We start from the raw sequence: 8,412 nt of genomic DNA, 5'->3' as shown, positions 1-8,412 counted from the left end.
CCCTGAAGGGCAGCACCGATTGCGCGCGCCGCCGCGGGCCCTCGATCTTCTCGATCTGCGCGCGCAAGGCGTCGATGGCGGGCTGAGGCCGCACGTTCTCGATTGACCTCCGCTTGTGGGTCTTGCATCATGTTCTCTATTTGTTCTACCGTTTGATGGGAGGAGTCAAGAACAGTCTGGCGGCGGCGGACAGGCCCTCGCTCGGCTTCGCTCATCCCCTGTGACTGATCGGAGTGTCGGCAACGGCGGCTGTGCTACCTCGAGAGCGGTCCGGCGACGGGAATCGTCACCGGGTGGGGACTGCCAAATTCGCCGAGCAAGCCGAAGTGGACGAAGCTACGATATCGTGAATCTCGCACTCCCGGGCGCGGGGGTTGCGGTGATGAGGCGAGCGAAGCGGCCGTGCCGGCGGAGAGGGGATTGGTGCGATGGCATACCGAGTGTTGGACGATACCGGCGAGCCTCTCGACGCGCACGTAGACGTAGAAGGCGCCGAGTTAGTCTTTCACAGCCGCGGCGGGAAGCGTGGCGCTCCCGGCGCTCGCAATCTGGACTACGGTCCTGCCCTCCGAATTCTCCTCAAACGGATAGCCCGCTCGGGGCACGTGGTCGAGGGGGCTTGGATCGACAGCGATGAAGTGCGTCATCTCCCTCGTGACCAGCGGAGCATCCTGAACGGCACCGACTTGGACAGCGGACCTCGGGATCAATTCAAAGTGCTTTCGAGCCGCATGCAGGCCTTCGGCCGGCCGGCCGGTGCCCCGTATGGGGGAAGTCGGGTCAAGAAGATTCGCATCGGTGTGGGAGGGTTGGCCGCATCCGAAGACCTCCCAAGGCTGTTGGGGCTCGAAGGAGAGGCGGGTGCAGACCTCGAAGACACCCTAGCCGCCATAGATCCGGAGCACCTTTGGAATGCAATCCACCAGGCAACAGCAGGGGAAACGCCCAGGGAGGCGAGTCCCGCCGACCACGACGTCATCCTGGCCGATGGTATGCGAATCCATCCCGCCGTCGTCGTAGGAATCGCGTCGCGCCTCGCGACAGGCAGGGAAGTCCCGGTCGAAAACATTTCGAAGGAGCTGTCTCGGCGTTATCATCGGCTCCTCGAAGCGGCCGGCTACGAGGTCGCGCCCAAGGGGGCCACGTTACAAGTCGGCGACGTCCCGCTTTCCAGCGAAGACCGGGAATGGATCGAGGGTCGGCCGGTATTGGTTCTCCACCTCAAGCGGGAACGCGCACCGGGCCTGGCACGGGCCAAGAAGCACAGTGTCCTAAAGCTGCACGGGCGTCTTCGTTGTGAAAGGTGCGGACTGGACCCGGTGGAGGCATTTGGCCTTCCTTCCGCCGCAGCCTGTATCGAAGTCCATCACAGCCGGCTCGAAATCGGGCGGATGGGCGATGGGGCCCGAACCATGCTGTCCGATGTTCAACTGCTGTGCGCCAATTGTCACCGGATCGTACATGCCATGATGCGTGAACAACAAGGCCTAAGTCTCTGATATTGTATACATCTCTGTTGGCAGCAGTGAGTCAAAATCAACCGGAGCGAGGCGTCCGATAGATTCCGATAGACAAGTCCGATAAACTCCGATATCTGATCGTCTCATGAAAGACGAGCTCGATCAGATTCGCAGCAAGGAAGCTGAACTCCAAAAACAGCTCGAGGAGTTGCGGGCAAAGCGTGTGGCGCTGGAGAAGGGCGCACGCGCGTCTCCCGCCGAGCGCGGTCGTCCACTGCGCGATCTCGTCCTCGAAATGCTGCAGGACGCAGCGACCCCTTTGAACTCTCTGCTGCTGGCGAGCGTGCTGCGCCCGCTCTTCGGCCGCGAGGTTCCATCGACACGCTTCGGGACCTTGTCGAACGACGAGGCCAAGTCGTACGATTCCTCGCGTGCCCGCCCGGTCTATCTCTGCCACTGCCTGACCCACGACAAGGGGCAGGCGGTGAAGCGTTTCTGGGCGCGGTCGGATTGGCCGCTCGCCGAACGGGTCATTGGACCGATGACTGGCCGTGTCCACTTCCTGGAGGGGGCTGCTTGGACGATCAATCTCGCCCGTCTCGTCGACGCCGATGAACTCGCCGCCGAGAAGCCCGACGTCCTTCAATACGTGGCTGCCGATCAGGCGCGCGACGCCGGCCTGGTGGTCAAGCGCGGCGATTTTCCTTATGAGGATTGGCTCGGCGCGATCGCCGCCGCCTTGGAGCGGCACACCGCGGAGGATCTCGCCCTGAGGCAGGCGGCCGCAGCCGACCTCGCTTCGCGCTTGACGGAGCGCGAGCTGCTCTTCGGGGCGAGGGGCGGTCTCGTTTCGCTGCCTGGCTCGACGCCGTCGTGGCGGAGTGCGATCGATGAGCGTTAAGGGCAGTACGGCGCTCGTCCGGATGGCGAGCAACCCCGAGTGCGAAATTCTGGGAGCCATGGTGTTGCAGCCGGGCTCGGAGAAGCGATTCTACGAGCGGGTGGTCGGCGAGCCGTACGACCGCGAGTTCGGCGAGCGCCAGTCGTCGAAGCGGCGCGGCGCGCAATTCGAGCAGAATGCCTACGCGGGCGATGCGCGCCTGCTCCGGGAAGCGCTGGCCGAGATGTTGCAGACGGATGCCGAAGACCTGACGGTCCGCAATCTCTTCGACGACTATCCCGGAAGCAAGGACGACGCGCGCATCGCTAGGCTGCGCATCACCCGCGCAATTCTTGCGGACGCCTTGGCCGGCAGGACGGCGCCCGACATCATCGTCCAGCCGCAGCTCCTCCTGCCGACCAAACCTGGACCCAAACCCTTCTTCTTCATCGGGCCGGACCTTCTCATTCGGTCGCGCGAACCCGGTGTGTACCTGCCTGGAGATCTCAAGTCGTTCATCGTGCGCGAGAACGAAATCGCTCCAAGCGACCTCGCTCGTGTCCGACTCCAGCTGGGTGCCCAGGTGCTCGCGCTTCGCCATGAATACGATCGGATCGACAGCTCCGTTGCCGTCCCCGGGAAGGGTGTGCTCGTGTTCTCCAGGCCAAACGGCCTCCGGCCTCATGCTCCTCGCATCGAAGACGTGGAGGGGGCCGTGGAGGCCGTGAGGATCGGCGTCGCCGCTTTCTTGCGTCATCGGCAGCACATCGACGCGCTGCGGGCCGGCGCAGAGCCCTACACCGTCGTAGCCGACCTCAAGCCAAATTTTCAGGACGCGTGCCTGTCGACGTGCGTGATGGCGCAATGGTGCCGGCAGCACGTTGCTGGAACAGCGGCCGATCTCGGTGATGTTGCCGGCGACGTGCTTGGAGACGTGACCATCGAACATCTCGTCGACCTCATGACCGGCGTGGTGGCGCCAGCCGACGATCGTGAGGCCGAGGTCGCAGCGCGCCTGCGGCTGCTTGCCGACCGCCACGGTATCGGGAGGGCGGCGTGAGCGCGTTCGAAGAGAGTCTTCACCGCGCGCTCGCGCGAACGAGTGGCCGGGCCCTCGCGGTCCGGACGTCGAGCAGCCTCTCTCCTGACCCCGACGTGACGATCGGGATCGCGACGATCAAGATCGTCACCGAAGAACACATCCAAGCGATCGCCTATGGTGCGATTGGCGAGGAACCGACGGTGATCGTCCGCCTCAATCCCATCGGTCGAGACGTGACGGACCTGCTGCCTTTCGCACGGTTTCTGGAGGACACGGTACAGCGAGCCATCGCGATGAATTCCGCGGTCCGCGTTTGGCTGCCGCACGCAGTGACCCTGGAAGCGCTCGACGTTCTGGGACACCGCTACTGGCGGAACCAGAGCGCCCCTGCGGAAGTCGTGCGAATGGGGGAGATTTGCCGGATCATCGCGCACGAAGCGACGATGCCGGGGCAGCAGGTGGTTGCCGACGCCACCGCGCAGCTGCAGAGCCATGTGGTCACGGGAATGGCGCCGATTGAAGAGGGGCATCTGGACGCAATCCTCGCATGGATGGACCCGGCCGTGCGCGATCCGGTTGGGGAGGCGCGTGAACGGATACGTCTTCCCGCGTCGGGCATCCTGCCGAACACGCCAGATCATCCCTGCGACGACCGTGTGGACAAGCTGCGCAAGGAGGCGAAGTCATCTTCAGGCGCTCGTCGCGCGCGCGTCGAGGCCGAGATCGATGCGATCCTGCGGCAATGGGTACTGCGAGAGTGGCGCCTCATGATCGAGGGGAGGCGGGCATTCCTTGGACTGGGGTTGCCGGCGACGGGCCTGGAGGATCTCGTATCGGTTTCGACCAAGCGCGTCGGAGACGCGCTGGCGAACGGCTTCTTCCCGGCCCGCCAACCGGACCGGCTCGCCGCACAACTCGGTGAAATGGAAGCAGGGCAGGAGATGTCCGAGCTGGTTGCCCTTGAGCACGACCCTCTGCTCCGCGAACAGGCGATACGGGCTGGCGGCGTGGTTGTCGGCAGCGTCGTCGCTGTACGTCAGGTGCGGCCTGGCCAGAAGCCGTGCACCATCGACGTAGAATCCGATCAGGCCGTCATTCGGTTCCGGCTCGACGACAAGGTCCGGGTGGTCGGGACGAACGTGGAAGGTGTCGTTCGAGCATTGGGCGCGACTTCGACTGGGGGTACGCTCGTCACATTGGAGATTCAGGTGGGGGTGCGCACGCGAGCCGTTCTGACCGTCGGCGCTGGCGTCGAGCTGATCCGGTCGGCTTTCGGCTTCGTGAACTACAGGGCTCTTGGTGAGGTGCGAGCTCACCGTCCCTGGATTTTCTACGGCGACGCCGCACCGGCGGTTGCTCCGCGGGCGTCGCCTGGCCAGTCGGCGCTCGCCTTGGCCAAGGCAGCGAGGCGTTCATGAGTGCACTGCTGCAAGCGCGGCTCGATCAGGCCGACCGGGTGATCGACGAGGCGATCGAACGCTCCCTTTTTGGGACTGATCCCATCTCCATCGCCAAGTCGCCGCCGGGAGCGGGCAAGACGTTTCTGGTGGAATGCGCGGCCGCCGTAGCCGTCGGAGCCCCGGCGATGCGCGTGGTGATCGTTACACCAGGCGTCAGCCAACTCTATGACGTGGCCGAGCGTCTGTTGGAGTACCGGCTCCCGCGTTTGGAACTGGCGCACGCGAAGCACCGTGTGTTGCCGCCGGCTCTGGTCGGTCGCATAACGTCGTCGAACGGTTGGGCAGCGAACCTCAACATTGGACCCGGAATCGTCGTCACCAACGTCCATCTGCTGGCGTCTTATCTCCACGTTCTCGGACCCAATAGTTTCGACCTGATGATCGTCGACGAGGCCTATCAACTGGCAGCGTCGGACTTCCTGCCGGTTTCCCACCTGGCGACTCGGGTCCTGATGGTCGGCGATCCTGGTCAGCTCGATCCGGTGACCTCTGTCGATACGGCCAACCTCGAGGCTGGAGAGCACAAGATTCACTGGTCGGCTCCCGCCTACGTCCTGGACCGCTTCCCTGAAACGCCAGTCTATGGCTTGCCGGTGACGAGGCGGCTTCTGCCCGATACGTCTGATTTGATTCAGGCATCGTTCTATCCTGATCTGCCGTTCACGTCCGTCGTCGATCCGGCTGATCGCCGTCTGCGATTTCGCCTGGCCGGCGTGGTGCCTGGAATCGACCGTGCGCTCGATGCCATTGCCGCCGGCCAGAGCCTGGTGGCGGTCACGGTCCCTGGGCGGCCGCCGGCGCACGAGGAGGCCGACATCGAGGTGGCAGCCGTCATGGCCCACCTCTCCGATCACATCCTGACCCGGCAGGGAGAATGGATCGGACACGGTCCGTTGACCGAGAGCGACATCGGCTGCATCGATCCTCATGTCATCGCGGGCGGAGCGATCTCGGACGCGTTGCGCCAACGCGGCCGCGGGTCGATCAGAGTGGACACCGTTGAGAGATGGCAAGGGCTGCAGATGCCGATCTCCATCGTTCGGCATCCTCTCTCCCTTCCGGCAAGACCGACGGGTTTCGACCTCGAGGCTGGGCGGTGGTGTGTCGCGCTCTCACGGCATCAGATCGGCTGCGTCATCGTTGCCCGCGAGTCGGTGACCGACCTGATCGGCGACTATGTGCACACGTGCGATACGGTTGCCGCAGGCGCGCGCGACACGACCTGGATCGGATTCCAGGCCTACCGCACGATTTGGGAGTCGTTGCGGGATCAGGGTCGAGTCTTCGCGTTGTGAGCGTCAACTCTTACGAGCGCTTCGATCCGGTCCGCGGCAACCGAGAGGTCTTCGTGTTCCCAAATGCGCACCACCGTCCAGCCGGACTCCACGAGGCGAGCGTCGGTGTCGCGATCGCGAGCGACGTTGGCGTCGATCTTGGCCCGCCACCAAGCGGCGTTGTTCGTCGGACTCGTCCCGTGAATGGGGCAGTCGTGCCAGAAACATCCGTCGATGAATACCGCGACACGGGCGCGAGCGAACACGATGTCGACGGTGCGGCGGCTTCCTTCGAGGAGCCGTCCATGGACCCGAAACCTCAATCCGCGCCGATGCAGTATCGATCGCAGCGCGCGTTCCTTTCGATTGTCGCGTTGCGCGGTACGCGCCATGCGGCGCGACGTGCCAGGCGCGACAGGATCCAGTATTTCAGCGGGCTCCGGCTGTCTCGGCATGGTGGTCCAGATCAGCGAGAAAAGCATCCTCATAGCGCAACGAGCTCGCGACGAGACGCGAACGAAATCCCTGCGTCGCCTTCCTGGACAACGGCACAGCCGGAAACTCCAGGAACGAGGCGAGATGACGAGGAGTCTCGCTGACCGGCCATTCTGAGACGCCCGACCTTCGGCGTCGACCGTCGCGCCCCCAAGCCGCGTTCGGATAACTCCCGTTGGCCGGCAAGTCGGCGGTGTCCGCCGCGTCGTCGAAAGGGATGTGCTTCATGGTCAGTCGATCGGCGACCCACTTCGCCATGGGGACGCTCACCGCGTTGCCGACCATGCGCCAGCGCTTTCGAGCGCCCAGAGGATCGAAGTCGGATATGTCGGTCCATCCGGCTTCGAATCCTTGGAGCCGCTCGGCGTCCTCGATTGCGGGAGTGGCGATCAAGCGGCGTTTCGGAAACCAGATTGCGGGCGGGGAGGGGATGTGGAGCGCCGAACCGCCCTTCAGGGGTGGTAGCGCATCGATCGCCCATCCCAGGCCGGTGTTTCCTTCGGTCCAGTAGAAGCCACAAGCCGAGTTGCCGCGCTTCTTTGTAGCAGGGCTGCCGGCGTCGACGCCGAGCAACACGGGTCTTGGGTCGTGGACCTTGGATGCGAGCAACACGACTCGACGGCGCCGTTGGGGCAAGCCGAAAGCCCGCGCATCGATGGTGCGGTACGCCCATGAGAACTCCATGTCCTCGAGCGAGTCCGTCAGCATCCGGATCGCGCGACCGCCGTCGAGGCTGAGCATGAATGGCACGTTCTCGAGGATCACCCATTGGGGTGCCTCGGCCTTCTGCTTCAGGAGCTTGAAAAGCGATGCCACCAGTCCCGAATTGGGGCCCGAGATGCCTTGTCGGCGCCCGACCTGACTGAGGTCCTGACAAGGAAATCCGGCGGTCAGGACGTCACAGTCTGGCAGCTCGGTCAAAGCACGGACGTCCTCCGTGATCTCCGTGTCGGGGAAATGGCGGGACAGCACATGCCGTGCCGCCGGGTCGAACTCGCAGAGCATCGTGCTGCTGTGGCCGGCTTGCTCGAAACCGCGCTCGAGTCCGCCGACGCCGGCGAACGCGCCGGCGACCTTGAACTTCGGCGGCTCTTCGCTTTTTGCGGCCTGGCTGGGTCCGGTCGTCTTCGACGGGGCGCTGCTCCTCGGGACAACGCTTGTAGGCGCACGGCTCCGTAGCGACTCGTGCTCGATGACCTCGTCGAGCAGCTTCATGCCGAACTTCCATAGCGATCTTCGTCGGTCATGAGCTGTCTCATCGGGGACTTCCTGCTTCTCTTCTTGGTGCCTACAATCGTTCGGGCGACTGCGCTCGTCTAGTGCGGCCAGAACACGAATTCACGCTAGACTGCTCACGCTGCGTGACGACGTGCGATTTCGTGAAGTCTCTCTGGCCGGAGATGAGTATAGCGACGCAGCATCTTCCAATCCCGGTGCCCGGTGACGAGGGCGACCTGCTCGATCGTGAAACCAGCCTCGAAAAGACGGCTGGTCGCCTCATGACGAAGGTCGTGAAAATGTAGGTCGGCGATTTTCAGTTCCTTGCATACCCGGCGGAACGCCGTTCCGACGGATCGTCCATTGTAGGGAAAAATACGTTCCCCTGATCCTTCCTGAGCGACCCGCTGCTCCTCGATGAGTGCACATGGGTCGTAGCCGGAGACGCTCAGAAGGGGAATTCGCTGGTGGTTTCCACTCTTCCTGCGAGGGTCCTTGCGGTCACGGATGAGCAGCATCTTTCCGATCGGATCGTAGTCCTCCCAGCGAACGCGGGCGATCTCGTCTTGCCGCAGTGCGGTTG

At 63.9% G+C, this 8,412-nt stretch carries 8 protein-coding genes; 5 read left to right on the top strand and 3 right to left on the bottom strand.

Annotated features, from left to right (window positions below; translation table 11 throughout):
* Positions 1–443 precede the first annotated feature (443 nt).
* The 5 genes from EOA86_RS12570 to EOA86_RS12550 all read left to right on the top strand — a co-directional run bounded on the left by EOA86_RS12570 (position 444) and on the right by EOA86_RS12550 (position 6,137).
* On the top strand, positions 444–1,499 hold the full coding sequence (locus tag EOA86_RS12570) for a hypothetical protein (protein ID WP_128341934.1): 1,056 nt from the start codon (positions 444–446) through the stop codon (positions 1,497–1,499).
* A 106-nt stretch (positions 1,500–1,605) separates the two neighbouring features.
* Positions 1,606–2,361 carry a hypothetical protein gene (locus tag EOA86_RS12565; RefSeq protein WP_128341932.1) on the top strand — a complete coding sequence of 252 codons (756 nt, stop codon included), beginning with the start codon at positions 1,606–1,608 and terminating at the stop codon, positions 2,359–2,361.
* Positions 2,351–3,400 carry a hypothetical protein gene (locus EOA86_RS12560; RefSeq protein ID WP_128341930.1) on the top strand — a complete coding sequence of 350 codons (1,050 nt, stop codon included), beginning with the start codon at positions 2,351–2,353 and terminating at the stop codon, positions 3,398–3,400. The genes EOA86_RS12565 and EOA86_RS12560 overlap by 11 nt, the downstream gene beginning before the upstream one ends.
* Complete coding sequence (locus EOA86_RS12555; protein ID WP_128341929.1) at positions 3,397–4,800, top strand: hypothetical protein; 1,404 nt, start codon at positions 3,397–3,399, stop codon at positions 4,798–4,800. The genes EOA86_RS12560 and EOA86_RS12555 overlap by 4 nt, the downstream gene beginning before the upstream one ends.
* Positions 4,797–6,137 carry an AAA domain-containing protein gene (locus EOA86_RS12550; RefSeq protein ID WP_128341927.1) on the top strand — a complete coding sequence of 447 codons (1,341 nt, stop codon included), beginning with the start codon at positions 4,797–4,799 and terminating at the stop codon, positions 6,135–6,137. Before EOA86_RS12555 ends, EOA86_RS12550 begins: the two co-directional genes overlap by 4 nt.
* Here EOA86_RS12550 and EOA86_RS12545 read toward each other — a convergent pair.
* From EOA86_RS12545 to EOA86_RS12535, 3 genes are all read right to left on the bottom strand, one after another.
* A complete protein-coding gene (locus EOA86_RS12545) occupies positions 6,113–6,508 on the bottom strand; it encodes a very short patch repair endonuclease (RefSeq protein ID WP_206630006.1) in 396 nt (131 codons plus the stop codon). The genes EOA86_RS12550 and EOA86_RS12545 overlap by 25 nt on opposite strands.
* Before the next feature lie 37 nt (positions 6,509–6,545).
* Entirely contained in the window at positions 6,546–7,826 is a 1,281-nt protein-coding gene (gene dcm, locus EOA86_RS12540; protein ID WP_128341925.1) for a DNA (cytosine-5-)-methyltransferase, read from the bottom strand.
* A gap of 137 nt (positions 7,827–7,963) precedes the next feature.
* The coding region (locus EOA86_RS12535) for a site-specific integrase (protein WP_164891706.1) at positions 7,964–8,412 on the bottom strand (449 nt) is incomplete at its 5' end.

Source organism: Mesorhizobium sp. M5C.F.Ca.IN.020.32.2.1, from assembly GCF_004023105.1.
Lineage (GTDB): Bacteria > Pseudomonadota > Alphaproteobacteria > Rhizobiales > Rhizobiaceae > Mesorhizobium > Mesorhizobium wenxiniae.
Note: the sequence above shows the minus strand (reverse complement) of the source record. Positions and strands in the feature narration are given on the sequence as shown.